At 63.3% G+C, this 23,220-nt stretch carries 22 protein-coding genes; 9 read left to right on the forward strand and 13 right to left on the reverse strand.

Translation table 11 applies throughout. The annotated features are described in order from the left end of the window. Positions 1-1,083: 1,083 nt before the first annotated feature. Complete coding sequence (locus H4V99_RS05290) at positions 1,084-1,908, reverse strand: hypothetical protein (RefSeq protein WP_280676171.1); 825 nt, start codon at positions 1,906-1,908, stop codon at positions 1,084-1,086. A gap of 1,161 nt (positions 1,909-3,069) precedes the next feature. After that, positions 3,070-3,618: an OsmC family protein gene (locus H4V99_RS05295; protein WP_280676173.1), complete on the reverse strand. Its 549-nt coding sequence runs from the start codon at positions 3,616-3,618 to the stop codon at positions 3,070-3,072. A 197-nt stretch (positions 3,619-3,815) separates the two neighbouring features. Here H4V99_RS05295 and H4V99_RS05300 point away from each other — a divergent pair, with 197 nt between their 5' ends. Then, complete coding sequence (locus H4V99_RS05300) at positions 3,816-4,574, forward strand: DUF2071 domain-containing protein (protein ID WP_280676175.1); 759 nt, start codon at positions 3,816-3,818, stop codon at positions 4,572-4,574. Between the two features lie 188 nt (positions 4,575-4,762). Here the strand turns inward: H4V99_RS05300 and H4V99_RS05305 are convergent, their stop codons facing one another. Both H4V99_RS05305 and H4V99_RS05310 read right to left on the reverse strand, forming a co-directional pair. Beyond that, positions 4,763-4,963, reverse strand: a complete 201-nt coding sequence (locus tag H4V99_RS05305) for a hypothetical protein (RefSeq protein ID WP_280676176.1) — start codon at positions 4,961-4,963, stop codon at positions 4,763-4,765. A gap of 75 nt (positions 4,964-5,038) precedes the next feature. Then, positions 5,039-6,526 (reverse strand): GAF domain-containing protein, encoded by a 1,488-nt coding sequence (locus H4V99_RS05310; RefSeq protein WP_280676177.1) that lies wholly within the window; start codon positions 6,524-6,526, stop codon positions 5,039-5,041. A 165-nt stretch (positions 6,527-6,691) separates the two neighbouring features. Between H4V99_RS05310 and H4V99_RS05315 the strand changes: the two genes are divergently transcribed. Both H4V99_RS05315 and H4V99_RS05320 read left to right on the forward strand, forming a co-directional pair. Further along, positions 6,692-8,482: an NAD(P)/FAD-dependent oxidoreductase gene (locus H4V99_RS05315; RefSeq protein WP_280676178.1), complete on the forward strand. Its 1,791-nt coding sequence runs from the start codon at positions 6,692-6,694 to the stop codon at positions 8,480-8,482. A gap of 266 nt (positions 8,483-8,748) precedes the next feature. Beyond that, positions 8,749-9,423: a hypothetical protein gene (locus tag H4V99_RS05320; protein ID WP_280676179.1), complete on the forward strand. Its 675-nt coding sequence runs from the start codon at positions 8,749-8,751 to the stop codon at positions 9,421-9,423. A 537-nt stretch (positions 9,424-9,960) separates the two neighbouring features. On the opposite strand, the gene heR is transcribed toward H4V99_RS05320, so the two are convergent. Together heR and H4V99_RS05330 are read right to left on the reverse strand one after the other, a co-directional pair. Beyond that, positions 9,961-10,764, reverse strand: coding sequence for a heliorhodopsin HeR (gene heR, locus H4V99_RS05325; protein WP_280676180.1), 804 nt, complete (start codon positions 10,762-10,764; stop codon positions 9,961-9,963). A 104-nt stretch (positions 10,765-10,868) separates the two neighbouring features. Beyond that, positions 10,869-11,846: an NAD(P)H-quinone oxidoreductase gene (locus H4V99_RS05330; RefSeq protein WP_280676181.1), complete on the reverse strand. Its 978-nt coding sequence runs from the start codon at positions 11,844-11,846 to the stop codon at positions 10,869-10,871. Positions 11,847-11,938: 92 nt separating this feature from the next. Between H4V99_RS05330 and H4V99_RS05335 the strand changes: the two genes are divergently transcribed. The 6 genes from H4V99_RS05335 (at position 11,939) to H4V99_RS05360 (ending at position 15,737) form a co-directional block, all read left to right on the forward strand. Next, positions 11,939-12,220, forward strand: a complete 282-nt coding sequence (locus H4V99_RS05335; RefSeq protein WP_280676182.1) for a type II toxin-antitoxin system RelE/ParE family toxin — start codon at positions 11,939-11,941, stop codon at positions 12,218-12,220. 11 nt (positions 12,221-12,231) lie between these two features. Then, a complete protein-coding gene (locus tag H4V99_RS05340; protein ID WP_280676183.1) occupies positions 12,232-12,528 on the forward strand; it encodes a HigA family addiction module antitoxin in 297 nt (98 codons plus the stop codon). Between the two features lie 126 nt (positions 12,529-12,654). Next, entirely contained in the window at positions 12,655-13,203 is a 549-nt protein-coding gene (locus tag H4V99_RS05345; RefSeq protein ID WP_280676184.1) for a PadR family transcriptional regulator, read from the forward strand. Positions 13,204-13,208: 5 nt separating this feature from the next. Further along, positions 13,209-14,921, forward strand: coding sequence for an AarF/UbiB family protein (locus H4V99_RS05350; RefSeq protein ID WP_280676185.1), 1,713 nt, complete (start codon positions 13,209-13,211; stop codon positions 14,919-14,921). Between the two features lie 190 nt (positions 14,922-15,111). Then, a complete protein-coding gene (locus H4V99_RS05355) occupies positions 15,112-15,345 on the forward strand; it encodes a type II toxin-antitoxin system prevent-host-death family antitoxin (RefSeq protein ID WP_280676186.1) in 234 nt (77 codons plus the stop codon). Then, positions 15,342-15,737, forward strand: a complete 396-nt coding sequence (locus H4V99_RS05360) for a type II toxin-antitoxin system VapC family toxin (protein WP_280676187.1) — start codon at positions 15,342-15,344, stop codon at positions 15,735-15,737. Before H4V99_RS05355 ends, H4V99_RS05360 begins: the two co-directional genes overlap by 4 nt. A gap of 233 nt (positions 15,738-15,970) precedes the next feature. Here H4V99_RS05360 and H4V99_RS05365 read toward each other — a convergent pair whose 3' ends face one another. From H4V99_RS05365 to H4V99_RS05395, 7 genes are all read right to left on the reverse strand, one after another. Continuing rightward, entirely contained in the window at positions 15,971-16,570 is a 600-nt protein-coding gene (locus H4V99_RS05365; RefSeq protein ID WP_280676188.1) for a histidine phosphatase family protein, read from the reverse strand. After that, positions 16,570-17,691 (reverse strand): ABC transporter ATP-binding protein, encoded by a 1,122-nt coding sequence (locus H4V99_RS05370; RefSeq protein WP_280676189.1) that lies wholly within the window; start codon positions 17,689-17,691, stop codon positions 16,570-16,572. The genes H4V99_RS05365 and H4V99_RS05370 overlap by 1 nt, the downstream gene beginning before the upstream one ends. A gap of 15 nt (positions 17,692-17,706) precedes the next feature. After that, entirely contained in the window at positions 17,707-19,326 is a 1,620-nt protein-coding gene (locus H4V99_RS05375; protein WP_280676190.1) for an iron ABC transporter permease, read from the reverse strand. A 67-nt stretch (positions 19,327-19,393) separates the two neighbouring features. Next, entirely contained in the window at positions 19,394-20,428 is a 1,035-nt protein-coding gene (locus H4V99_RS05380; RefSeq protein ID WP_280676191.1) for an ABC transporter substrate-binding protein, read from the reverse strand. Between the two features lie 9 nt (positions 20,429-20,437). Beyond that, entirely contained in the window at positions 20,438-21,253 is an 816-nt protein-coding gene (locus tag H4V99_RS05385; RefSeq protein WP_280676192.1) for a metallophosphoesterase, read from the reverse strand. Continuing rightward, the gene (locus H4V99_RS05390) at positions 21,250-21,987 is read right to left on the reverse strand and encodes a tyrosine-protein phosphatase (RefSeq protein ID WP_280676193.1); all 738 of its coding nucleotides are present in this window, start codon (positions 21,985-21,987) and stop codon (positions 21,250-21,252) included. Before H4V99_RS05390 ends, H4V99_RS05385 begins: the two co-directional genes overlap by 4 nt. 130 nt (positions 21,988-22,117) lie before the next feature. Beyond that, a complete protein-coding gene (locus H4V99_RS05395; protein ID WP_280676194.1) occupies positions 22,118-23,011 on the reverse strand; it encodes a MurR/RpiR family transcriptional regulator in 894 nt (297 codons plus the stop codon). Between the last annotated feature and the right edge of the window lie 209 nt (positions 23,012-23,220).

Below are 23,220 nucleotides of genomic sequence, written 5' to 3' on the forward strand. Positions count from 1 at the left end.
CTTGGCAACAGGCGTTTCTTCTAGCGGGCGTCGAGGTGCCAACAGTGGCCCCACAGAGACTGACGAAGGGGCTTTACTTGGCATCTCTGTGGTGACATCTCGTCATTGCCCAGATAATGCCCATGAGAGCTCGCGAGGGTACTCTCACAGGCATCCGGTCTCGCAGGCTCAGCTGTGAAGCGGATGTTGCCAAGTGGCTATGTATGCGCGTGGTCGCCTCTTCAAGGGGCAATTGTTGGCACCTCAGTGGGGGCATCTGCTCTCGGAGGCTGGCGAAGGGGCTTTTGTTGGCAGCTCGCTGACGACATCTGCTCTGGGGGGGCCTCGCAGTCACCCAGATGTCAACAATGGCCCCTTGGATGCTCGCAAAGGGGCTCTTCTTGCTCGCTCATGGCGACATCTACTCTCGGAGGCTAGCGAAGGGGCCATTCTTGGCAAGTCAGTGGTGTCACCAGCTGTCCCAGGGGTGGTTGGCGCCCAGGTGCCAACACTGTGGACCCTTGAGGTCTAACGAGGGGGCCTTTGTTGGCGGCACGCTGAGGGCACGACTCGCGGTGGGGCTTTTGTTGGCAGCTCGCTGACGACATCTGCTCTGGGGGCCTCACTGGTGCTCAGTTGTCAACAAGCGCCTCTTGGATGCTCGCGAAGGGGCATTTGTTGTCAACTCAGTGGGGGCATCTGCTCTCGGAGGCTGGCGAAGGGGCCTTTGTTGGCAGCTCGCTGGCGACATCTGCTCTGGGGGCCTCGTTGGTGCTCAGTTGTCAACAAGGGCCCCTTGGATGCTCGCGAAGGGGCATTTGTTGGCAGGTGAGTGGCGACAGCAGCCCGACGCAGGGCTGGCCACCTACCAGTTGCCAACTCTGGCCCCTTGGAGGCTCGTCAGTGCTCACTTCTTGGTAGCTCAGCGACAACATCCGCTCTCGGAGGGGCATGCGAGAAGCGGATGTCGACGATGCGAACGTACCTAGTTGCTGACGAGAAAGAGCCAAGCCTGAGCTGGCCGAGTGACGGGCCTCAACAGAACGTGCCGGTCACGAAAGGAGTGACCGGCACGTTGAGATTGAGGGGAGTGCGACCGTTGGGTTAGTCCCGGAGGGCCAATGCGCGCGCGGTGCGTCGGGAGAGAAACACAACGACGAGTCCGCCAAGGAGCAGTACGGAGGCCGCCGAGATGAGGAACGGTCCGGAGTTGACGCCGGTCTCGGCGAGCTCCTGCCGCGTGGTGTCGGGCGCGGCCTGCACGGGAGCGACCTGCACGGGCGCTGCCGAAGGAATAGGTGTTGAGCTGACGGCCGCTGTAACCACATTGTTGGTCAAGCGGGTCGAGCAGTCAACGGTCGAACCACCACCATTTCCTGACCCGACACACTGATTGACGGTGATCGGAAGCGCCGAAGTCTCAGTGGAATCTCCGACCGAGCAGTTCACGCGATCGGTTCCGCCGCCACCGGTTCCTGCTTCGTTGCACTGGATGATTGTTGCGGTCGCGGGATTCGTGGCCTGAAGAAGGTCACAGACTACGGTTGGCTGGGTGCCGCCGCCCGTTCCGCTGGCAATGCACTGATTGACTGTAGCTGCCGTTGCTGTGAACGATCCGGTGATGTTATTCACGATGTTCACGTTGCAGATGACGTTTGCACCAGCACCGTTGCCGGAGCCATTGCATTGGGTGACAGAGGTGGTGAGGAAGGGATAATCCTCAGTGAGGATCTCGCACGTGATTGTCGGCGGGACGCCGGCAGCGCCGTGACAGTCTTTCGTGGTCACGCTTGAGCTGCTCGTGTTCGTGCTGAGATCGAGATTATTGACGATGGTGGTGTCGCACACCACAGCCTGCCCGCCCTGGTTGTCCGTGCCGTTGCACTGATTTACGGATGCCGGCGCTGGCGCAGCCGAAACTGCCGTCACAGGAGCAGCTGTCAGTGCAAAGCCAGCGAGCACGAGGCCCAGGACTACCGCAGCAGATCGTCGAAGTAGCGAAGAACGGGAGAAATTAAAAGCCGTTGAGATAGAAATAAGAGGCCCCCTAAGTATTGCGAGCCTAACACGGGGTAGACAGTCGAATTTGGCGTCAAAACGAGCCCGACGAGCCGCGACATCACCCCCTCACGGCTCCCGGCGCAGCGGATGCCTCAGCTTTCGTCAGGAAGCGCTGCGACGCCGTTTGGTTATGGCAAATTTAACCCGGGGCCGCTCGCGGAGAGCCTCACCGGGAGCTTGGCCGTTGGTCTGATGGCGCGGCGCCGCGGAGGCCGTGTGCGGGCCAAGCGCACGCTGGGGCCCGCCGGCGTCGCCCTCGGCAGGTGCCCAGTTGCCAGCATTGGCCTCTTGGGGGCTCCCGAAGGGGGCTTTGTTGGTAGCTCGCTGGCTACATCTGCTGTCTCAGGGCTGGTCGGTGCTCAGTTGCCAACAACTGCCCCTTGTGGGCGCGCGAAGGGGCTGTTCTTGGCAGCTCAGTGGAGGCATCCGCTTGAGGAGGGGCGGCTGGCGCACAAGTGCCAAAAATGTGCGCCTTAGGGATGTCGTAAGGGCCAAACTTGGCAAGTCAGTGGCGGCGTCAGCTCTCGCAGGGGTTGCTAGCGCCCAATTGCCAACACTGGACCTTTGAGGTCTGACGAAGGGGCCTTTCTTTACAGCTCACTGCGGGCACGTCTCGCGAAGGGGCCTTTGTTGGCGGCTCGCTAGCGACATCTGCTCTGAGGGCCTTGTCGGCGCCCAGGTGCCAGCAATGGCCCCTTGGATGCTCGCGAAGGGGCCTTTCTTGACAGCTCAGTGGGGCCATCTGCTCCCGGAGGGTAGCGAAGGGGCCTTTGTTGGCGGCTCGCTGGCGACATCTGCTCCTGGAGGCTCGCGAAGGGGCCTTTGTTGGCAGCTCGCTAGCGACATCTGCTCTGGGGGCCTCGTCGGCGCCCAGATGCCAAGAAGGGCCCCTTGGGGGCTCGCGAAGGGGACTTTGTTGGCAGGTCAGCGGCCCGAGGCAGGCGTGGCAGCCGCCGAGATGCCAACAAGGGCCCCTTGGCAGCTCAGCAAGGGGCCGAAGGTGGCAACTCAGCCACGCATGTGTGCCGCTCAGTTGGCCAGCAGCGTGACAGTGACGGGAGTGGCGTTGGAGAACAGGTCGAGAACGGGGCAGTGCGCGTCGACGGCGGCCTGCAGTTCGTTGTAGCGCTCGTCCGACTCGGGACCGGTGACGGAGACGATCACGCGTACGGCCGAGAAACCGGGCCGCACGGACTCATCGATGCCGAAGAGGCCGCGCACGTCGAGGTCGCCTTCGGCTGTGGCCGAGATGGAGTCCACGCGAATTCCGAGGTTCTGCGCGAAGAGGCGGTAGACCACGATCTGGCAGGACACGAGCGCTCCGAGTGCAATCTCCACGGGGCTGGCTGCCGTGTCATCGCCAGCAAGGGCTGCGGGCTCGTCCACGAAGAAAATCTGCTTGCCCGCGGTGACGCGAGTGGCGACCGACCCCACGTTCTCGCCGGTGACGCTGTAGCTCAACTGTGCGCTCTCTACCCGGGCGGCAATTCGCGACGACCAGAAGGTTCCGGCGTCGACGAGGCGGCGGGCGCGCTCGTCGTCGGTCACGGGCGGGGCGGAGGTTTCGATGAGTGTCATGGGGTTCCTTCGGTCAGAGAGGCGAGGCACTGCGCTGGATTGAAGAAAGCGTATGCAGCATCGTGACTTCTGCCCAGAGGGTCGGTCACACGCCGTAACGCAGCAGCACGGTCACAGCGTTCTCACGGGTAGGTGAAGCGGATGTCCCCACTGCGGCTAGCGTGGAATCACACAGTAGAACCGGGAGCACCCACCTGATGACAGACTCCGCCCTTGACCCGATCTCATCGGTCGCACCCCCACTGGCCGGGCGTGCTGTTGCCAGTCAGCGCTGGTCAAATTTGGTCTTTCTCCATTGGCGAGTGGATGCCGCGCTGGTCGCGCCGCTCCTGCCCGCCGGCCTCGTTCCCGACGAGCACGACGGCACCAGCTGGGTAGGCCTGATCCCCTTCGTGCTGGACCGCGCCACCGTGTTCGGCAGCCCGCCCATCCCATACTTTGGCACGTTCGTCGAAGTGAACGTGCGCCTCTACGCCGTGGATTCGCGCGGGCACCGCGGAGTGGTCTTCGTCTCCCTCGAAGCGTCGCGGCTGGCGGCCGTGCTGGCAGCCCGGGCGCTGTTCGCCATCCCCTATATGTGGTCGAGCACGCGCCTTACCATCTCCCCAACACCAGCCACCGAAGCGGATGCCGGATCCCTCTTTCACTACACCTCGAAGCGGCACCTCGCCAGAGCGGCGCACTCCACCATCGTGGCGCGATCCACCACGCGGCGCGTTATCGACAACCCGCTCGGCGACTTTCTCACGGCACGCTGGGCACTGTTTACGTACACCCGCGGTCGCACGATTCACCTGCGCAACCACCACGAACCCTGGGAGCTGTTCGAGGCCGAACTGGTGTCCCTCGACGACACCCTGCTGGCCGTGGCCGGCTTCCCCGGACTCATCGATCTCGCGCCGGACTCGGTGCTCTACTCGCCCGGTGTCACCACGTGGTTCGGAGGCAAGGGCTGAACCTCGCCACAGCGCGAACCGGTGACGTCGCCACAGCGCGAACCGGCGACGTCGCCACTATCTCGCGAGAAATCTGTCCCCCGAGCAAGCCCGCGACCGTGCGAAAGTTCGGCTCAGCGACCTGTCAACACCGACGCGGAGGCCTGCCGGCACCGAGCTAAAACACGAGCCAGCCAGCGACCGGCGACCTAGCGCTTGGTGTCGTGCGACCAGAGCACGTGCGCCCGCACAGAGAAGGCGCCGCCCAGAATCAGAGCCACGGCGGCCGTGCTGATGAACGCGGTCAGGTACACGTTGCCGGTGAGCGCATTGGCAATGAGCAGCGCCACCGCAAACGCACTAAGCGCGAACCCGCCAATGGCACAGGTGTTGAAAGACCAGTTTTTCACGCGGGTTCGGTATCCAATCGGGTGCGGCTGTCCGCGACGAAAAGGTCATCGGCTCGCCTCAATTTTGACACACTCCTACGCTCCGAGCTCTCGGTCCAGTCGCTCCGAGTGAGCTCGAAAGGCGAGGTAGGCGGCATCCGTTTCGCCCAGCAGCCGGCCGAGCTCGTGCACGGCGGCGACGTCGGTTGATCCCATGTCGGTCTCGCACCAGCGCTTAATCAGTTCGGCGCTGCCACTCGCGCGCACGGCGGCGCCCATCGCGGCGTTCAGTTCGCTGCGCAGCAATTCCAGAGCGGATGCCGCCGACCGGCTCACCAGAACCCCCACGTAGGCGTCGAGCGCCTCGGCCGGCTGGCGGTTGCGGAGCTTCAGGAGCACCTGGCTCACGTCGGACGTGCCGCGCGCGGCGCCCGCAAGACGGTATGGGGTGGACTCGATCAGGCCGGGTGCGAGCGCGCGGATACGGTGCATTTCGATGCGGATCGTGGCGGCGGCACCGGTTTCCCCGTGCACCTCATAGGCCAGTTGCTCTGCGCTCCAGCCACGCTGCCGAGAGTCCAGAAGCGCGAGGATCTCGGCTCGGCGCAGCGACAGTGCAACCCGGCGACCGGTGGCGAAGATCACGGCCGGATTGTCGCCGAGCAGTTGCAGCGCGGTCACCGTGAGGTCATCGGGCGGCGGCCGGGTAAGATCCGACGCGGTCGCGGGCAGGTCCGTGCGTTGCCGAGGGACCCCCGGCGCCCCCGGCTCCGACGACAGCCGGGGAACCTCCAGCGCAGACGTCTCCGTGACCTGCCGGGAGACCCCAGGCAAGAGCAGCTCCGAGCGCGGCCACGGAACCTGCGGCTCCAAGCGCTGCCGGGGGAGCGCAGCGGGTGCGGTCAGGGCGCGCCCACGCAGCAGCTCTTCGGCCAGCCGCACTCCGGTCTTCACCATGCGCAGACTGTCGGCGGTGACGGTGTCGAGCGGACCAGACACATTCAACACACCCAGAATCTCCCCGGTGAGCGGGTTCCGAATGGGCGACGCGGTGCAGGCCCAGGTGTGGTGCGTGCGCACCAGGTGCTGGGCTGAGAACAGCTGGGCGGAGCGTCCACTCATCACCACCGCGCTGATGGCGTTCGTACCGATCCCGGCTTCGGACCAGTCCGCACCCTCCACGAACTCCAGCTCCTCGGCCTGCCGCAGCACGGCGGGGCTGCCCACCCGCCACATAATTTCGCCGTGGGCATTGGTGAGCACGAGCAGATGTCGCCCCGCGGCCGACTCGTCGGCGAGCAGTTCGCTCAGGGCCGGCATGACTGCTGCGAGAACGTGTTCCCGGCGCAGCTCGACCGCGTCGGCGACATTGTGCACATGCCGGGGCAGATGCGCGTCGGGGTCGATGCCGCTGGCCAAGGACCGCTGCCAGGAGGCCCAGATCTCCGGGTCAACGTTCGGCCGCGTGGCGCCGGACAGGGCCTGATCGTGCGCACGACGCAGGAGGGTGGCGTATTCGGTGGGCGAGGAGAAGCGCAGGTCGGGCGGGGCGGGGAGCGATGGGAATTGCTGTGCCCGGGGCATCCGCTCTCCTTCCGTTGACGTGCGTGCAACAGTCGCAGTGGGTGTAACGCCGTTGTAACCCCCGCGGGTTTTTACTGGAACGTGAGATCACTCCCACATGAGTATGTGCACACACTAGTGCGCTGCCCTAGGGATGACCTCACTCAGCGCACACAAAGGAGTGAAATGCCTGAAACCCCCAATGACATTGTTGACCGGTGGCTTGCCGCGTTAGATGGTGCTCTGCAAGCCGGCGATATTGATGCCGCACTGGGCCTGTTTGCCGAGGACTGTTATTGGCGCGACTTCGTGTCGTTTACCTGGAACCTCAAAACGCTTGAGGGGAAGGAGGATATTCGGCGCATGCTCCAGACGCAGCTCGAGCACGTGCAACCCAGCCACTGGGCGCGGAGCGAAGACGCCACCGGCGACGCGGAGGCCACCGAGGCGTGGGTGAAATTTGAGACCGGACAGGCTCGTGGTTACGCGCACCTGCGTCTTCGAGACGGCGCATGCTGGACCCTCCTCACCACCATGCAGGAGCTCAAAGGCTTCGAGGAGAAGAAGGGCACCAACCGCGACCAGGGCGTCAGTCACACGATCGAGAAGGGTCGTCAGTCGTGGCTGGAGAAGAAATCGGCTCGGGAGGCCGCACTCGGTTATGACGAACAGCCGTACTGCCTCATTGTGGGGGGTGGACAGGGTGGTATCGGCCTCGCAGCGCGGATGCGTCGGCTCGGCGTTCCCACCATTGTGATCGAGAAAAATGCGCGGCCCGGTGACTCCTGGCGCAACCGCTACAAGTCGCTGCACCTGCACGACCCGGTCTGGTATGACCACATGCCTTACCTGCAGTTTCCCGAGGACTGGCCCGTGTTTGCCTCCAAAGACAAGATCGGGGACTGGCTGGAGTACTACACGCGCATCATGGAGCTCAATTACTGGTCGAGCACGGAATGCACCAAGGCCACCTTTGATGAGGCTGCCCAGCAGTGGGTGGTCGAGGTGTTGCGTGAGGGCAAAAAGGTGACGTTGCGTCCCACGCAGCTGATTTTCGCTCTGGGGGTGTCGGGGTACCCGAACACGCCGGAGTTTGCGGGAGCGGATGCCTTTGCCGGGCAGCAGCACCACTCGTCGAAGCACGAGGGCGGCGGGGACTGGGCCGGCAAGAAGGCCGTGGTGATTGGTTCCAACAACTCGGCCCACGACATCTGCGCCGACCTGTGGGAGAACGGTGCCGATGTGACGATGGTGCAGCGGTCGTCTACCCACATTGCGCGCAGTGACGCTCTGATGGACCTCGCGCTCGGCGACCTGTACTCCGAGCGAGCCCTGGCCAGCGGGGTGACCACGGAGAAAGCCGACCTGCTGTTTGCCTCGCTGCCGTACCGCATTCTGCCGGCGGCCCAGATTCCGGTGTACGAGAAGATGGCGGAACGTGACGCCGAGTTCTATGCCAGCCTCGCCGCGGTGGGGTTCGATCTGGACTTTGGTACCGACGGTTCGGGCCTGTTTCTCAAGTACCTGCGCCGTGGGTCGGGTTACTACATTGATGTGGGTGCATCCCAGCTGCTCATTGACGGTCGGGTGAAGGTGAAGTCGGGGCAGCTCGACCACATTGACACGCACTCCGTGGTGATGGCGGACGGTTCTGAGCTGGAAGCCGACCTCATTGTGTACGCCACCGGTTACGGCTCCATGAACGGATGGCTCGCCGATCTGGTGTCGCCGGAGGTTGCGGATCAGGTGGGTCGCTGCTGGGGCTATGGCTCCGATACGCCCAAGGATCCGGGCCCGTGGGAGGGGGAGCTGCGCAACATGTGGAAGCCCACCAATGTGGAGCAGCTGTGGATTCACGGTGGCAACCTGCACCAGAGTCGGCACTATTCGAACTATCTGGCGTTGCAGATTAAGGCTCGCATGGAGGGCCTTGAGACGCCGGTGTTCGAGCTGCAGGAGTCTCACTTCACACGCTAAACAAGGGGGTGGGGTTCGACGTACGGCGTCGAATCCCACCCCTTTTTTAGGCCGTCAGGCCCCGCCGGCAGACAGCTCTTTCTGCCCGCGTACCGGGGCAGAATATGTCGTGCCTTCACTATCGGCTGCAGCAGCGTGAGCGTTAGCTGTTTCCCCGAAAGGGAGGTACCGGGCTTGCTCTCAGGGTTCTACGTTCGGTGTGGGGGGCAGGGGGATTTCCGCTGTCGTTTCGGACCCGAGCCGAACACCAGTAGAGAAGAGTTACCGTGAGCAGTCACGCAAATCGTAAGAAATTTATTCTGGGGGCAGCAGGTGTGGGCGTCGCATTGACGTTGTCATTTGCCAGCTTGGGCGCAACCGGCGCCTACTTCAGCGACACCAAGGCGGGTAGCGTCACCGGCACCGTCGGATCCATCAAGGTGACGGGTAGCGGCGGCAACGGCGCCAACGGCCTGGACCTGCAGTACAGTAATCTGCTGCCCGGCGAGACCCAGACGAAGACCGCCACCTATCGCAACACTGGTCTTAACACCCAGGATGTGTGGGTGGTCTTTAACAACGCGGACGCCCTGCACGCCCTGAATGACCTCGGCCGGTACGGCGAGTTCCACGTGGCCGCAAACGGGGCCGCTCTGTTCGACTCGGCCAACCTCAGTGATGACTTGGACGACCCGGCCAACCCGAGCTGTGGCACTCTGGCGCCCACCGGTTGCTGGCCTGTTCCGGGCATGATTAAGGTTGCGTCGAGCCTCGCACCGAACACTGCCGGAAACGTGTCGTTCACCTTCGGGTACACCCCGCGGCTCCAGGGTCAGTCCCCGGCCGGTGGTGGCGTGTGGAACAGCTACCCGGTGCCCACGGTGCCGGTTCCCGCTCCCACCATTGTGGGTAACGGTCTGCCCTACCAGATCGTTGCAACGCAGGTTGGTCAGACTCCGTAACATCGCTCAGCGACCCGAACCACGCTCCCCGAAGGCGTGGTTCGGGTCTTTGCTGCGTTCAGGGAAGGCCCTTTCATGAAGAACCGCATCATCCGCATCCTCGGTGCCGTCGTTGCGCTGGCACTCATCCTTGTTCCCGTGGCCCTGGTCACGAGCGGCGTTCTCCCCTATGAGGCCTACGCCGTGCGCACCGGCTCCATGATGCCCACCATCCCGCCGCGCAGCCTGGTTGTGGTGGAGGTGGGGCGCTACGACGTGGGTCAGGTCATCACCTTCCATAAGGGCACCGACCTGGTGACGCACCGCCTCATGGCCGTCAATGCCGACGGCTCCCTCACCACCAAGGGCGACGCCAACGAATCCATCGACACCTCCACCGTTACCCGAGCGGATGTTGTCGGTGGCGTCATTGCATCGCCGCCCGCTCTCGGGTTCTTCGTTGTGTTTCTGCGCAACCCGCTCACCATCGCGTCGATCCTGCTCTGGCTCATCTGCGGCTGGTACCTCTGGCCCCGAGACGAGCCGGACGACGCGGCGCTAGGCGGTGAGGGCCGGGATGATCGCTCCGGAGAACACCTGCCAGGCCAGCACGGTCTTGGCCACGAGGCTCAGCGTGATGTATGCGCGCTCGCCGCGGAGGTAGTCGCGCCAGCCACCGATCTGGCGGTACTGCAGCACCTGGTTCACGGCGAAGGTGTTGAAGAACAGGAAGAGCGAGATGATGATTCCGTACACGAAGGCCGGCGGTTCGGCCTCGCTGGTGGAGCCCGGGGCGATGAAGTAGATCATGATGACGATCCACGGCACCACGCCCACCATGGAGCCGAAGATGAACGGCAGGAACTTGCCGTTTCCGGGGGTCTCGTACTTCTCCTGCAGGGCACCAAACATAATCATGGCGGCGTTCACGGCGAAGATCGAGAACAGCGCACCAATGTCGGTGACGCCGGTGATCTGCGCGATCAGCCAGATCATGATCGACGAGCTGAGGGAGTACTCCACCCAGCGGAAGTAGTTGCGGTTCTGCTCCAGCCCGGACTTGTAGCGGGCAAAGAACCACGGCGATGAGATGAGGAAGTGGAAGAGCGCCGATAGCGCCAGGAACGCGACAACGCCGATGCCCACGTTCACGTCGAACAGTGTTACGCGCTCCGGCGGCACCGGAAAGCCGGGAGGCCCCGCAAGGTAGTCGGCGGTGACGGCGAACGTCACCTGGGTGGAGAGCAGAGTGAGCACGTAGGCGAAGCCCAGAGCCTGCACGAGGTGCAGGGATCCGGCAACGATGTTGTACACCCGCAGCCGGGAAATGTTCTGATCAACGGTGCGAACGGCGCGTGCCATCGGGAACTCCTTCAAACGAGATAAGCAGATGAGAAGATAATACGGCCAATTCGCATCTCCGTCGCAGGGTTCGCTCAGGCCGCGCCGTCGGCATCCGCTTCTACTCAGGGAATGAGCACGATTTTTCCGGTGTGAGCGGATGCCTCCAGTCGGCTGTGCGCCGCGGCGGCCTCCGCGAAGGAGAACCGACTGTCGATCAGGGGGCGGAAGGCACCGGATTCGACCCACGGCCACGCATCCGCTCGAATGGCCCGCATGATGGCGGCTTTCTCGGCGAACGGCCGGGCGCGCAGCGTGGTGCCCCAGTAGCGGCCGCGCTTCTGCATGAGATGGAAAGGGTTGAACACGGCGTCCTCGCCGCTCTGGTTGGCGATCACCATGATGCGACCGTCGAGCGCGAGGGCGGCCACGTTGCGGGCCGCGTAGGAGCCGCCCATGATGTCGAGGATCACGTTGGCGCCGTGGCCATCGGTGGCCGCTTTCAGCTCGGTCACGAAGTCCTGCGAACGATAGTTGATGAGAATGTCAGCGCCGAGGCTCGCGCACACGGCGAGTTTCTCCGCCGAACCGGCCGTCACGGCCACCCGCGCGCCGGCCAGGTGGGCCAGCTGAATGGCGGTGGTGCCGATTCCGCTTGCGCCGCCGTGCACGAGAAACGTCTCTCCGGGTTGCAGGCCCGCGCTCAGAAACACGTTTGACCACACGGTGGCCAGTGCCTCGGGCAGGGCGGCTGCGTCGATGAGGTCAACCGAGTCAGGTACGGGCAGTGCGAGTTCTTCGTGCACCACGGCCTCGGTGGCGTAGCCGCCGCCGGGTAGCAGTGCGCAGACCCGGTCCCCGAGCGCGAAGAGGGTGGCGTCGGAGCCCCGTTCGGTCACGATTCCCGACACCTCGAGGCCGGGCCACTGGGGAGCGCCCACGGGCGAGGGGTAACTGCCCTGGCGCTGGGCGACATCCGCTCTATTCACGCCGGCTGCGGCCACCTCAATGCGGATGTCACGGGGCCCGATGGGCAGATCGGCGACGGTGTGGAGGGACAGGCTGTCGGGTCCGCCCGGGGCGGTAACAAGGATGGCGCGCATGTCGCCATCCTACGAGGGGCCGTGGTGAGTGGCTTCCCGTGCCGAGGCCAAGAGCGCTTGACTCTAGTAACGCGCGGCGTTATTATTTTAACGTGATTCAGTCGTTCACCAACACGGAAACCGAACTGGTGTGGCGACGAAAGCACGCTCCGCGTTTAGGGCCCGACGTGCAGAGGATGGCACATCGCAAGCTGCTCATGATTGATGCGGCCGAAAATATTAACGACCTTCGCATTCCTCCCGGTAACCGGCTCGAGCGGCTCCATCGCGACCGTGAGGGACAGCACAGCATTCGCGTCAACGATCAATGGCGCATCTGTTTCATCTGGACAACCTCGGGGCCCAGCAACGTTGAAATTACCGATTACCACTGAAAGGAGACCAGATGACTACGGTGCACGAACCGATTCACCCGGGAGAAATTCTCCTGGAGGAGTTTCTGCGCCCGCTCGATATCAGCCAATATCGGCTTGCGCAGGTCATTTCGGTGCCGCCGCGGCGCATCAATGAGATCGTCCACGGTAAGCGCAGCATTACCCCCGATACGGCCCTTCGTTTGGCGCGGGCATTCGGAACCTCCGACAGGTTCTGGCTAAACCTACAAAATCGCTACGATCTCGAGGTGCAGGGTGCCCGACTCGAGCAGGAACTCGGCAAGATACAGCCACTTCTCAGCGCCTAAAGAGGAACGCTGTGTGTGCGCTGCTTCGTTGCTGAGAATCACCTCCAGCACCCACAATTCACTTCGGGTTATGGCCTACAGCGATATATCGTTGAGTATCGTTCGTTAGTGACTTAGGAGGTCATCATGGCTGGTTCAAACACATCAGGTGGTTACGGTTACGGTAACGCTGCCGAAGGCATGTGGCAGGCAATGGAGCAGATGCGCTCCTCATTCGAGAAGCGCACCGGCTCCCGCATGGGTCGAGGAGACGTGCGCGCAGCGGTGCTCGCACTTCTCGCCGAGCAGTCCATGCACGGCTACCAGATCATTCACGAGATCGAGGAGCGCAGCGGTGGAAACTGGAAGCCGAGTGCCGGCTCCGTGTACCCCACGCTGCAGCTCCTGGCCGACGAGGGCCTCATCACGGCCGAAGAGTCCAACGGTCGCAAGACCTACACCCTCACCGACACGGGGCGTGAAGCGGCAGCGGATGCCGTTGCATCAGCTCCGTGGGAGACCACGGGCTCCTCTGATAACTCGAAGCGCTACACCGCTCTGCCCAAGGCTGGCGTGGACCTCGCTCAGGCAGCAGCGCAGGTGGGCCGTTCCGGTTCGCCGGAGCAGGTCAAGGAAGCCGTGACGGTGCTCGAAGAGGCTCGTCGTCGGCTGTACTCGATCCTCGCTCAGGACTGACGCGGGTGTCGTCGGCTTCTCTGGATCGAGAACCATCGACGTCCGGAGCCGGCGACACGCGTACCCGCTATCGCCGCATCGTGCGTTTTGCCGGCTGGAATCTGGCCGTAACCTGGTTCTTCGAGTTGCTCCTTCCTCGAATCGGGCTTGCAAAAATCGCGGAGCGCACCCGGTCGAAGCGCATGTTGCGCTTCGCCCAGCGCTTTCGCGTGCTGGCGGTTGACCTCGGTGGACTGATGATCAAGGTGGGACAGTTCCTGTCGTCGCGCCTTGACGTGCTGCCGCCCGAGATCACCAAGGAACTCGAGGGACTACAAGACGAGGTCCCGGCCGTTCCGTTCCCCGAGATTCGTACCCTCGCCGAGGCGGAGCTGGGCACGACGTTGCGGGAGGTCTTCACGACTCTCGCCAAGACGCCCGTTGCCGCAGCCTCCCTCGGTCAGGCGCACCGGGCTTACCTTGGCCCGCTGGCTGAAGCTGACACCGGGCTTGGTGCCGTGGTGCTCAAGGTGCAGCGGCCCGGGATCGACGAGATCATCGACATCGACTTGGCGGCCCTGCGGCGCGTAGCCGGTTGGCTCACGCACGTGCGGCTCGTCTCTGATCGAGTGGATGCCCGCGCTCTCGTCGAAGAGTTCGCACAGACGAGCCTCGACGAGATTGACTACCTCAAGGAAGCCACGAACTCCGAGCGCTTCGCGGCGAACTTCGCTGAAGACGACCGCGTCAGCGTGCCAGGCATTGTGTGGGAGCGCACCACGCGGCGCGTGCTCACCCTGGAAGACGTGACGGCGATCAAGATCACCGACACCAAGGCGCTACTCGAGGCGGGCATTGACCCGAAAGAAGTAGCTCCGGTATTCGCATCGGTCATGTTCGACCAGCTGTTCACGCACGGTTTCTTCCACGCCGACCCGCACCCGGGCAACATCTTCGTCACCCCGCTGCCCGATGGAGAATCCGGTGCGCCCTGGAAGCTCACGTTCATCGACTTCGGCATGATGGGCGAGGTGCCGGCCAGTACCCGCAAGAGCCTGCGTCAACTGCTGATTGCTACCGCGTCGCGGGATGGCAAGGCGCTTGTGGCAGGCATCCGTGATGTGGGTGTGCTGCTGCCTTCGGCCGATACGACCGAGCTGGAACGCGCGATGGTGCAACTCTTCGCTCGCTTCGGTGGCATGGGGTTCGCCGAGTTGCGGGAAGTGGATCCGCGGGAGTTCCGCGACTTCGGTCGACAGTTCGCCGACGTGGTGCGCGCCTTGCCGTTCCAGCTTCCCGAGAACTTTCTGCTCATCATCCGTGCCATGTCGCTCACCTCGGGTGTGTGTAGTGCACTGGATCCCGCGTTCAACCTGTGGGACTCGGTGGAGCCCTACGCGGCGCAGCTCATTAAAGACGAACGTGGCAACGTTGTTCAAGATGTGGCAAAGCAGGCTCTCGCCGCTGTGGGTCTCGCTGTCCGTCTGCCGAAGCGCCTCGACTCCCTCATCACCAACTTCGACGAGGGGACCGTGTCGGTTACGACCCCCGGTGTTGAACGGCGCCTCTCGCGCCTCGAGGGTACGGCGCGGCAGTTGCTCGCGGCGATTCTCTTCGGTGTGGTGCTGATCGCTGGCGCTGTGCTGTACGGCAGCGCTCCGGTGCTCGGCACCGCGCTCATGGTGGGCTCGATCGTGCCGCTTGCGGTGGCCCTCTTCGGCACTCGTCGCCTCCCGTAAGCCCGCACGGGCGGCGCCTCGTCCTCCGGGGTGTGCAACCTCGGAGGTTTTCGCGGCGCGCCGCGTGGGCTTCACCACCTCGCAGCGTATCCCGACAATCCCCGAGTTTACGTTTACGCATCTCGCGTAGCCGCCCAAATTTAGCTCGAGGCCTATCTCGGAGGGGGTTGGTCAACTAAACTTGGTCAACATGAGCGAGCAGGTGAATGTTCAGGATGCCAAAACGCGGCTTTCGGAGTTGTTGGCGCGTGTCGAACGCGGCGAGGAGTTCATCATTGCGCGCGGGGGCAATCCGGTAGCTCGGCTGTCTGCGTTGCGGCCAGCACCTCTGCGGGAGCTAGGCTTCGTGCCCGGAGGACCGATCCCGGCGTCCTTTTTTGAACCGTTGTCGCCTGACGAGCTTGCTTTATGGGGCGAAGAGTGAGGCTCCTCCTCGATACTCACGTCTTTCTTTGGGCGCTCCGAGATCCGGCGCGCCTATCGATTGAGGCTGCCGCGCTTCTTCGCGACCCGGCTCACGAACTCGTTGTCTCTGCGGCAACTGCATGGGAGATTGCGACCAAGTATCGCATCGGAAAGTTACCCGATGCCGCGCCGATTGTGTCGTCGTATTCCGAATTTCTGCTCCAGCTCGGCGCCGTTGAGCTCGAGATCACGGCACGGCACGCGCTCGTGGCAGGTCAACTTGAGTGGAGTCACCGCGATCCTTTTGACCGGATTCTTGCGGCCCAGTCTCAGCTGGAGTCTCTGACTCTCGTGACCGCGGATGTCATCTTTCAATCGCTCGGTGGCCTACGCACATTTGCCGCGGCCTGAGCGGCAGTAGATGCGTGATGAGCCGCTCGTGCTTTGGCGTTGTCGTGCCGAGCGGATGCCGGCCGCATTAGCCGGGCCGCCCGAACCAATCAGTAATGGTGCCGTGCGGCAATAATCACGATCTGGTTCTCTTCGACCGCGTAAACCAATCATTGTGGGCGTCTTCTTGCCGAGGTGTGTGCGTGGCGGGTTATGAATGGGAAGGATCAGCTGTACCGATGGGGTCGCCAGACTCACGCGGTGCCACGGAGGGTCTCATCTCTCACGTGACTGATGCTGAATTCAATTTCGTGAACGGCACCATTGGCAACTCGCGGAACTTCGAAACCGGCCAGAGCTGACAAGACCACACGCATGAGTGTTCCATGGCACACGACGACAGTCGGTCTGTCTCCACTTTCGCGAGCTATCTGTGCGATCGCGGCTAGGCCGCGTGTGCGCACGGACTCGATGGACTCGACTCCGGGGACCCCGTGAGTGGGGAACCGAAGTCCGATGGCATCCGCGGCAATGTCTGAAATTCCCGCGGCCGGCCACCGCTGCGCAGCCTCGCCCGAGGTTAGTCCCTCGGCGCTGCCAAAGCTACGCTCAGCCAATTGCGGGAAATTACCCCACCGCCGGATGCCGAGGCGTTGAGCAATAATATCGGCCGTCTCCGACGCGCGAATCAGGGGCGAGCTCACAACGGTCTCCCAGCCACCGTGAGCGAGCGCTTCTGCCGCCCCGAGGGCATCCGCTCGGCCGGTGTCATTCAGGGGGATATCCGAACTGCCCTGCAGCCGGCCGGTGTGGTTCCACGCAGTCTGGCCGTGGCGAACCAGTGCCAGTCGCATTACGACCGCACCAAGCCAGCGACCGGCGCGTGGGCAGCCGTGGCGGTGCTCTGGCCCACACCATCTTCTGATGCAGAGTAGAACAGTCCCCGCAGGATCTCTATCGTGACGCGCTCCCCGACTCGTGGCCGTCGATCCGCGACCGAGCACCGCATGTTGACGCCACGCCAGGTGACGACAACATCTGAAGCAGTGCGTCCGAACAGGGACGAGACCACAACGCCGGCTTCAGCGCCCTCAAGAGCCGGGTGAAGAACAATATCCGCGGGCAGCACCGCGAGCGTTCCTGGTCCGGTCATCCCCACACTGCGGGTGTCGACGTGCTTTTGGTGCACGCGGCACGGGTGACCCAGGGCGGTGAATGCATCAGGTCCCAGCGTGCCGGGCAACAGTGTGGCATCCGAGAGAAAACTCGCCACGAAGGCTGACGCGGGGCGTTTGAGGAGCTCGTCTGGCGAAGCTACCTGCAGAATTCGGCCTTCGTTGAGCACCACCACGCGGTCAGCGATAGCCAGCGCCTCGTCACGATCGTGAGTCACGTGCACAACGGTGAGCCCAATGGCCGTAGCGAGGCTTCGGAGCTCGAGTCGCAAGGCCGCACGCAACGGCTCGTCGAGAGCCGAAAGCGCCTCGTCAAGCAGAAGTAGTTTCGGAGATCCGGCCAGCGCCCGAGCCAAGGCGATGCGTTGTCGCTGCCCGCCAGACAGGGTTGCTGGGTTACGGTTCTCATAACCCGGTAGACCCACCAGTTGCAGCACCTCGGCGACGCGCGCCTCCCGTTCCCGCCGGGGTAGGCGGCTCAGCTTGAGCGGATACCCCACATTCTGCGCCACAGACAGGTGCGGCCAGATGGCATGTTGCTGAAAGACCATGCCCAGCTGTCGGCGTTCCGGTGGTACGCCCCGGTTCGCGTCGGCAACAATCTGATCACCGATGGTGATGCTGCCGGAGCTTGGTGAAATAAACCCGGCGATCGCCCGCAAGAGCGTTGTCTTGCCCGAGCCCGATGGCCCGACTAGCGCCACGAACTCTCCGTCGGCCACGTTGAGGTCGACGTCAGTGAGGCCAGCGGTTCCGTTCGGGTAGGTGAGACCAAGGCCCTCGATGGTGAGAGAAGACACAATATCCTTTCGTTTTCAGCCGCGTGAGCGGCGGCCGAGAAGCCCGAGGCCGGCCAGACCGACGATCGTTACGACCAGAGCCAGAGCGGATGCCGCGTTATAGGCACCAGCCTGCTGCAGATTAAAGATGGAGACACCCAGCGTGTGGTTGCCGGGGGCGAGGAGAAGTACCGAAATCGTGAGTTCGCGCACCGCAGTCAACATGACCAGCACCCCACCCGTCACTGCTGCGGGGAAGGACATACGCCAGGAAATGTCGAACAGCGACCGCAGTCGGCTAGCCCCGGATACCCGTGCAGCCTCTTCGAATGCCGTCGGGGTTGACCGCAGCGGGGCGTCGACCGCCTGCACGACCAGCGCCAAGAACGACATGACATAGGCACACAGAATGAGCCCACGGGTGTTGAAGAGTCCGATCTGCGGAGCCAGGATGAGCCAGCCCACCGCGATGACCAATCCTGGAATCGCTTGCGGCAGCATGGCCAGCGCGCCGAGAGCCCGGTTGCCCCGGGCGTTCGTTCGGGTGGCGACCGTGGCGACGGCAAGGCCCAGAATCGTGCAGATCAGCCCGGCCGCTACCGCGAGACCGACGGAGTTGACTGCACCGATCAGCGTGCTCGGCGCAGTGAGAGCCCGTTTAATACTCGACAGTGTGAGGTTCTCCCAGGTGAAAGGTACCCCCGGGGCCGGCAAGAGCGATTGACTGGCCAATGCGAGCAACGGCAGCAGTGTGACAGCGAGCCCTAAAACCCATGCGGTGATGCCCACGCCCCAGCGGGCCTGTCCGAGCGCAAACGGGGTGCGTGGGGCTGCGGCATCATCAAGCTCGTTGCCGCGCCGGGCAAGCCGGGCATTGATCACAAGGGCGACGATGGCAATGATCAGAAGAAGTATGCCGATCGTTCCCACGACTTCCAGCGGTTTATCCACGGTTCCCGATTGGATGTAGCGGTAGACGAGCGTCGATAGGGTGACGAAACGTTCGGGCAGGCCCACGATCGAGGGGATACCGAAATCGGCCAGGTTGGACACTGCCGTCAGGGTGAACGCGGACAGGAGCGCCGGTCGCAGGAGCGGAAGCGTCACATCACGCATGGCCCGCCAGGTGCTGGCTCCCCCGATGCGGGCAGCCTGCTCGAGATCCGAGGGTATGCGCCGCAGGGCGGCACCCACGATGAGGTAGGCGATGGGATAGGAGTGCACGGTCAGCAGAAAGATCACGCCATCACCCCCGTAAAGATTCCACAGCGGCCCACCGAAAGCGGATGCCCAGGCCAGGTTTAGCGCGCTGGAGGGGCCGAAGATTCCCAGCCAGGCGATTGCCCCGACAAAGGGCGGCACCAGGAGCGGGCTCAACAGAAAGAGACGAAGGACGAACCGTCCGGGCAAGTCGGTGTGATCGAGCAGAATTGCCAGAATGGTTCCGACAGCCACTGCCAGAACGGCCGATACTCCCGCCGAGACCAGACTGTTGCGTCCGGCTTCCAGCACTCCGCCGTCGAGCAGCACCTGCACATGGTTGTCGCTCAGACCGAGAAAAACAACGGCAGCGAGGGGAACCAGAACAACCGCACCGACCACGAGCCAGAGTGTCAGTCCCAGCCAGGTCACGCCGTCGGGCTTCACCGGGGTCATGCGACGGTTCCGTGCGCGCGCACGCCGAAGCGTCCCGCCCTGGTGGGCGGGAGCTTCGGCCGGAAGGTTATCCAAAGAGCGAGGAGAACAGGGCAACGGCGGTTGCCTTGTTCTGCGCAATCGTGTCGAGGTCGGGCGTCACAATGTTGATGTCGTCCATGGCGGGGGCACCCTCGGGGGTGCCGACGTCGTTACGAATCGGGAGGTAGGACTGTTCAACGGCGATGGTCTGCCCAGCTTCACTGATCAGAAAGTCGACGAAGAGGCCTGAAGCCTCAGCTTCATCGGTATTGGCGAAGATTCCCACCGGCTGGGACACGTACGGCACGCCATCGGAGGGGTAGATGAGGTCGATGGGCGATCCCGCGTCGCGCAGGTCGCGCACCAGGTAGTCCACGACAACACCGATCGGTTGCGTTCCCGCAGCAACTGCCTGAGCGACGGGCCCGTTGCTCTCCGCAATCACCGGCGTGTTGGCGGCAAGGTCGGTGAGCCAGCTTTCGCCCAGGGCATCGTCGGTGTACCAGACGGCAGCATTGTAAGCGGCGGCCCCGGATACGTCGGGGTTCGGCATGGTGATCTTGCCCGAATACTCCGAGTCGGTCAGGTCTTGCCATGATGTCGGCGGTGCATCCACTGCCGTGGTGTTGTAGGCGATGACGGTGGGGATGATTCGGGTGCCCACATAGAAGCCGTCAGAATCGATGACGTCGGGGTTGACCGACTCGATGTCTGTCGGTGTGTAGTTGAGGAGGAGCTCGTCTGCCTTGTACTGCTCGAACGTTGCCGAGTCGGCCGCGAGGAGAATGTCTGCCTGGATCTCGGCGCCGGTGCGCTCAGCTTCGATTCGGGCCGTGAGATCGCCGGTTCCAGCCCGAAACACCTCGACGGTGATGTTGGGCTGTTCCTCATTGAAGGCGGCGATGATCTGGTCGATCTTTTCCTGAGGCTCCGAGGTGTACAGGGTGATGGTCGCCGCCTCGGCGGCCATCGAGGAGGCTTCAGGTGCTGATGTGGTGGTATCAGCTGCGGGTGAGCAGCCGACCAAAGCGAATCCAGCCGCCGTGACAATGGCGAGCCCGACCAGGGTGCGTTGACGCATTCTTTTTCCTTAGTGTGTTGAGGGGAGCCGGCCGGCGACGGTCGCCTGGCCGATGGGAATCGTAAAAAGTGGGGTGCTCGAAAGCAGGGAAACGGGTGCCGCGCTGAACCCGGTTTCGGTCAGTTGAATTATTGAGAACATGGCAGAGTCTTGGCCGGCGACTTCGTGTGGCCCAGCGTTCATAATTTGTTCATAGGCCAGAGATGGGCCCACCCACACCGGAATACCGGCGATCTCCGCGCTCATGGTGTGGTGATAGTGGCCGGCCAGAATCAGGCGCACATCGCTGTTTTTGATCGCCGCGGCCAGTTCAGCGCTGTTGCCGAGCCCGCGTCTCGCCAGTGCCGGCAGTGGTGAGGGGACGGGCGCATGGTGCATCGCCAATACTGTGCCCCAGCCGTAGGGAACAGCGAGAACCGCACGTAACCAGTCCAGCTGATCGCTCGGGATGCTTCCTGTGCTGGTGTCGAGGGTCACAATGCGCAGCCGGTCGAGTTCAATCACGCGGTAGTGCTGGATCGCGTGACCGTCCAGTACCCGTGCCTGTGCGGGCTCGTCGTGATTCCCCAGGGTCGAGAACAGGGGAGCGCCGAGCAACGAGGAGACCTCGGCAAATGCATTTCGCAGCCGTGGATAGGCATTTCCGTGGCCCGACTGCGCAAGGTCGCCGGTAATCACGATGGCTTCCGGTGTCAGACCGGCTTCGGCCACGTACTGAGCCACTCGGTACAGTCGACCGATGCCATCGACTTGCCCGTACAGCAGCTCACCATCGGTCGCGTGGATATCGCTGATGTGCAGGATAGTGTGCCGTTCGGTAGTCACTGAAGCCCGCCGCCCAGGCGGTGCTGCAGCAGGGCAAAGTCGCTGTCGGTCGCACCGTGCTGGGTCAAATAGCTCTGGACCCCGCCGAAGTCCTCATCCAGGTAGTCGAGTGCGTGTTCCAGGGCGCTGGCGGGGCTATCGAGGTGAAGCTCTCGGGCATCCGCATACTCAGCATCGGTCAGGCCAAGCAGGGCGAGCTGTGACTCGACAATGCTGCGCCGATGGGGTGAAACCTGCGCTCCCGATTGTGAATAGTCGGTGACCGCCTCCGCTCTGCTTCGGCCAGCAGCCAGCAGTGCCAGAGCCACCACGAGGCCGGTTCGATCCTTTCCTGCCGTGCAGTGCACGAGCACGGGGTGCTCAGAGCGAGCGATGGCGATAACGGCTTGGGTGACCCGATCGCCGCGGGTACTCAGAATGAGGCGATAGACCGAATGAAGAGAACCGACACGGGGAGGCCCATCGATCGACCCGTAGATCGGGACGTGCTCAACCGGCAGGTGGTGTGCAGACGTGTGTGTGCGTTCCACGTCGTCGCGAAAATCAATCACGATCCCCACACCCAGTTCCAGGAGGTCGCGCTCGCCGCGAGCGCTGAGCCCGTCTAGGGTGGCGGATCGAAACAACCAGACGGTTCCGTCCGCTCCAGCCTCACTGGCTCGAACATTGAATGTTCCCTCTATGGCCAGAGTCGTCATTTTTTCTCCCGCACGTTCCGTCGTTTCATAAGTCATGAAACAACCTCCGTCGGCTACTCTCGGTGGCCCCCGTGAACGGGGGGTAACAAGAAAGCGACGAGAACGTGGAGCCAAGGAGAAGAACTAGCGGCCGAAGGGGCGGTCCACGTCGACTGCACCCTGACGCCTACTGGGGTGGGGAGGAATCAAGACCTGACGTCTCATAGCCACGAGTATCGTCACTGAGCACCTCGGCCACGGCACCACGCATGCGACTGACGAGCCCGTCACCATTCATCTGTTGGAGAACCGCGAAGTGTAGGGCGTGCAAAACGATGGAATGGCTCAGTCTGCTGAGGAAAGGGTCAACATCGTGGGAGCGAGCCACGGGACCGGTTATTAGGGCAATATCGCTGAGGGTGACCAGAGGTGAGCGCGAGAAACTCGTCACGGCAATGATCGTGGCGCCGCCTTCTTGGGCTGCCGAGCAGGCCGCGAGGGTGTGCCGGTTAGCTCCGGAGTAGCTCACAGCAACGCACACATCACCGACTCCGAGCAAGCGAGCAGCAAACTGCTGAGCGAGGACATCGACTGGCGCTTCGACCGGGCGCCCCGAGGTGAGAAATCGCAGTGCCGCATCCTGAATCGGCGGTGACGAGAACCCGGTACCCACCATCACGATTCGTGCGCCGGTTGAGAGAGCATGCACCGCACGATCGAAGCGATCATGGTCGACCTTGTCGCGGCTGACGCGAATAGCGTCTTCCGCTCCGGCAAAGACGTCGTCCAGCACATGTTGCCCGGCAGGCTCCTCCTGCGGTGAGCGAGCCAGCTCCAGCCGCAGATCCTGGAATCCCCGAAAACCCGCATTTTGGCAGGCTCGGATCACCGTTGCGGGCGAGGTGTGGGCTGCCGCGGCCAAATCAACGGTCGAGTACTCCATCACCGAAGCCGGTTGAGTCACGATGACTTGCAGCACGCGCTGCTCGCTCGGTCCAAGCGCCGGCAGGGCAGTTCTTAACCGGGCCATCACGCCCGCCGCACTCCGTGCGCTTTGCGGGTTGGTCGCTGTTTCACCCATGTTGCCTCCATGCTCGTCCATTGGCGCAGAGCCTACAAGATGCGGGTATCCGCAGAGTGACCAGAACTATCCCCGCCGGCAGTCCCGCAGGAGAATGACGTGCGCCAGAGCTAGGAGTCCGATCACCACGATGCTGCGATACCTGCGATTCGGACTGTTGCGCCCTGCTCGGGCTCAAAACTGCCCGCCGTTGACGGCACCTTTCCACA

The organism is Cryobacterium sp. CG_9.6 (assembly GCF_029893365.1).
Classification (GTDB): domain Bacteria; phylum Actinomycetota; class Actinomycetes; order Actinomycetales; family Microbacteriaceae; genus Cryobacterium.

What these genes read in the sequence shown, in the direction of transcription:
- heR (WP_280676180.1), bottom strand. Translation starts at nt 10,764, where the DNA reads ATGGCACGCGCCGTTCGCACCGTTGATCAGAACATTTCCCGGCTGCGG.
- H4V99_RS05355 (WP_280676186.1), top strand. Translation starts at nt 15,112, where the DNA reads ATGAGCGAGCAGGTGAATGTTCAGGATGCCAAAACGCGGCTTTCGGAG.
- H4V99_RS05330 (WP_280676181.1), bottom strand. Translation starts at nt 11,846, where the DNA reads ATGCGCGCCATCCTTGTTACCGCCCCGGGCGGACCCGACAGCCTGTCC.
- H4V99_RS05365 (WP_280676188.1), bottom strand. Translation starts at nt 16,570, where the DNA reads ATGCGACTGGCACTGGTTCGCCACGGCCAGACTGCGTGGAACCACACC.
- H4V99_RS05300 (WP_280676175.1), top strand. Translation starts at nt 3,816, where the DNA reads ATGACAGACTCCGCCCTTGACCCGATCTCATCGGTCGCACCCCCACTG.
- H4V99_RS05310 (WP_280676177.1), bottom strand. Translation starts at nt 6,526, where the DNA reads ATGCCCCGGGCACAGCAATTCCCATCGCTCCCCGCCCCGCCCGACCTG.
- H4V99_RS05380 (WP_280676191.1), bottom strand. Translation starts at nt 20,428, where the DNA reads ATGCGTCAACGCACCCTGGTCGGGCTCGCCATTGTCACGGCGGCTGGA.
- H4V99_RS05390 (WP_280676193.1), bottom strand. Translation starts at nt 21,987, where the DNA reads ATGACTTATGAAACGACGGAACGTGCGGGAGAAAAAATGACGACTCTG.
- H4V99_RS05340 (WP_280676183.1), top strand. Translation starts at nt 12,232, where the DNA reads ATGACTACGGTGCACGAACCGATTCACCCGGGAGAAATTCTCCTGGAG.
- H4V99_RS05345 (WP_280676184.1), top strand. Translation starts at nt 12,655, where the DNA reads ATGGCTGGTTCAAACACATCAGGTGGTTACGGTTACGGTAACGCTGCC.
- H4V99_RS05395 (WP_280676194.1), bottom strand. Translation starts at nt 23,011, where the DNA reads ATGGGTGAAACAGCGACCAACCCGCAAAGCGCACGGAGTGCGGCGGGC.
- H4V99_RS05315 (WP_280676178.1), top strand. Translation starts at nt 6,692, where the DNA reads ATGCCTGAAACCCCCAATGACATTGTTGACCGGTGGCTTGCCGCGTTA.
- H4V99_RS05295 (WP_280676173.1), bottom strand. Translation starts at nt 3,618, where the DNA reads ATGACACTCATCGAAACCTCCGCCCCGCCCGTGACCGACGACGAGCGC.
- H4V99_RS05375 (WP_280676190.1), bottom strand. Translation starts at nt 19,326, where the DNA reads ATGACCCCGGTGAAGCCCGACGGCGTGACCTGGCTGGGACTGACACTC.